This is a genomic window from Nonomuraea sediminis (genome assembly GCF_018531495.1).
GTDB lineage: Bacteria > Actinomycetota > Actinomycetes > Streptosporangiales > Streptosporangiaceae > Nonomuraea > Nonomuraea sediminis.
Map to the genome: position 1 here is coordinate 1 of NZ_JAHDTI010000036.1, position 3,162 is coordinate 3,162.

1 rRNA gene is annotated in these 3,162 nt (G+C 56.5%); it reads right to left on the bottom strand.

Annotation, left to right across the window (positions count from 1 at the left end):
- Window positions 1–6 precede the first annotated feature (6 nt).
- A 23S ribosomal RNA gene (locus KIK09_RS57165) occupies window positions 7–3,110 on the bottom strand.
- Between the last annotated feature and the right edge of the window lie 52 nt (window positions 3,111–3,162).

Genomic DNA, 3,162 nt, shown 5'->3' on the forward strand with positions numbered 1-3,162 from the left:
TGCTTTGTGGTCAAGTCCTCGGCCTATTAGTACCGGTCAGCTCCACACGTTACCGCGCTTCCACCTCCGGCCTATCAACCCGGTCGTCTACCGGGAGCCTTACCCCCTCACAGGGTGGGAGACCTCATCTCAAGGCGAGCTTCCCGCTTAGATGCTTTCAGCGGTTATCCCTTCCGAACGTAGCCAACCAGCCGTGCACCTGGCGGTACAACTGGCACACCAGAGGTTCGTCCGTCCCGGTCCTCTCGTACTAGGGACAGCCCCTTTCAAGTCTCCTGCGCGCGCAGCGGATAGGGACCGAACTGTCTCGCGACGTTCTAAACCCAGCTCGCGTACCGCTTTAATGGGCGAACAGCCCAACCCTTGGGACCTACTCCAGCCCCAGGATGCGACGAGCCGACATCGAGGTGCCAAACCATCCCGTCGATATGGACTCTTGGGGAAGATCAGCCTGTTATCCCCGGGGTACCTTTTAGCCGTTGAGCGACACCGCTTCCACATGCCGATGCCGGATCACTAGTCCCAGCTTTCGCTCCTGCTCGACCCGTCAGTCTCACAGTCAAGCTCCCTTGTGCACTTACACTCAACACCTGATTGCCAACCAGGCTGAGGGAACCTTTGGGCGCCTCCGTTACCCTTTAGGAGGCAACCGCCCCAGTTAAACTACCCACCAGACACTGTCCCCGATCCGGATCACGGACCAGAGTTAGACGTTCAAAACGACCAGAGTGGTATTTCACCAATGACTCCACCCGAACTAGCGTCCGAGCTTCCCAGTCTCCCACCTATCCTACACAAGACGCTCCAAACGCCAATGTCAAGCTGTAGTGAAGGTCCCGGGGTCTTTCCGTCCTGCTGCGCGTAACGAGCATCTTTACTCGTAGTGCAATTTCGCCGGGTCTGCGGTTGAGACAGCGGGGAAGTCGTTACGCCATTCGTGCAGGTCGGAACTTACCCGACAAGGAATTTCGCTACCTTAGGATGGTTATAGTTACCACCGCCGTTTACCGGCGCTTAAGTTCTCACCTTCGCCAACCGAAGCTGGCTAAGCGGTCCCCTTAACGTTCCGGCACCGGGCAGGCGTCAGTCCGTATACATCGTCTTACGACTTCGCACGGACCTGTGTTTTTAGTAAACAGTCGCTTCCCCCTGGCCACTGCGACCCCCACCAGCTCCAGACGCTAGGTCTATCACCAGCAGAGGTCCCCCTTCTCCCGAAGTTACGGGGGCAATTTGCCGAGTTCCTTAACCACAGTTCACCCGATCGCCTTAGTATTCTCTACCTGACCACCTGAGTCGGTTTAGGGTACGGGCCGCCATGAAACTCGCTAGAGGCTTTTCTCGGCAGCATAGGATCATCCACTTCACCACAATCGGCTCGGCATCACATCTCAGGCACATGTGTTGCGGATTTGCCTACAACACGCCCTACATGCTTACCCCAGGACAACCATCGCCTGGGCTGGACTACCTTCCTGCGTCACCCCATCACTTACCTACTACCCCATCGGATCCGGCGTTCAGCCTCACCCCCTAGCCCGAAGGCATCAGAGGGACTTAAGGACCGTTAGCATCAGGAGGTTCGATATGGGCGCTTCAAAGCGGGTACGGGAATATCAACCCGTTATCCATCGACTACGCCTGTCGGCCTCGCCTTAGGCCCCGACTTACCCTGGGCGGATTAGCCTGCCCCAGGAACCCTTGGTCATCCGGCGCGAGGGTTTCTCACCCTCGATTCGCTACTCATGCCTGCATTCTCACTCGTGTACGCTCCACGACTAGATCACTCTGCCGCTTCACCGCATACACGACGCTCCCCTACCCATCCAGTCCAAGACTGAATGCCACGACTTCGGCGGTGTACTTGAGCCCCGCTACATTGTCGGCGCGGAATCACTTGACCAGTGAGCTATTACGCACTCTTTCAAGGGTGGCTGCTTCTAAGCCAACCTCCTGGTTGTCTCTGCGACTCCACATCCTTTCCCACTTAGCACACGCTTAGGGGCCTTAGTCGGTGATCTGGGCTGTTTCCCTCTCGACTACGAACCTTATCGCCCGCAGTCTCACTGCCACGCTCTCACTTACCGGCATTCGGAGTTTGGCTGACGTCAGTAACCTTGTCGGGCCCATCAGCCATCCAGTGCTCTACCTCCGGCAAGAAACACGCAACGCTGCACCTAAATGCATTTCGGGGAGAACCAGCTATCACGGAGTTTGATTGGCCTTTCACCCCTACACACAGGTCATCCCCCAGGTTTTCAACCCTGGTGGGTTCGGTCCTCCACCCAGTCTTACCTGAGCTTCAACCTGCCCATGCGTAGATCACTCCGCTTCGGGTCTACAGCATGCGACTCAAACGCCCTCTTCAGACTCGCTTTCGCTACGGCTCCCCCACACGGGTTAACCTCGCCACACACCATAACTCGCAGGCTCATTCTTCAAAAGGCACGCAGTCACATCACACACAATCCGAAGACTGTGTAAGCTCCTACGGCTTGTAGGCACACGGTTTCAGGTACTATTTCACGACCCCTCACCGGGGCACTTTTCACCTTTCCCTCACGGTACTCGTGCACTATCGGTCATCAGGGAGTATTTAGGCTTACCAGGTGGTCCTGGCAGATTCACACAGGATTTCTCGGGCCCCGTGCTACTTGGGAACACCCCAAACAGCCCATCCAATTTCGTCTACCCGGCTCTCACGGTCTACGGCAGCCCTTCCCAGAGCTTTCAACTATCAGACAGGTTTCTGACTGTTCGAAGGAACGGCAGCTCCTTCAAGGAGGTCCCACAACCCCTGACATGCAACGCCTGCCGGCTATCACACACGCCAGGTTTAGCCTCATCCGCTTTCGCTCACCACTACTCACGGAATCACTGTTGTTTTCTCTTCCTACGGGTACTGAGATGTTTCACTTCCCCGCGTTACCACCAACCGCCCTATACATTCAGGCGGAGGCAACACCACATGACTGGTGCTAGGTTTCCCCATTCGGACATCCCCGGATCAACGTCTGGTTGGCGACTCCCCGAGGCTTAACGCAGCCTCCCACGTCCTTCATCGGCTCCTGATGCCAAGGCATCCACCGTGTGCCCTAAAAAACTTGGCCACAAAGATGCTCGCGTCCACTATGCAAATCTCAAACAACAAACAGGCCCACC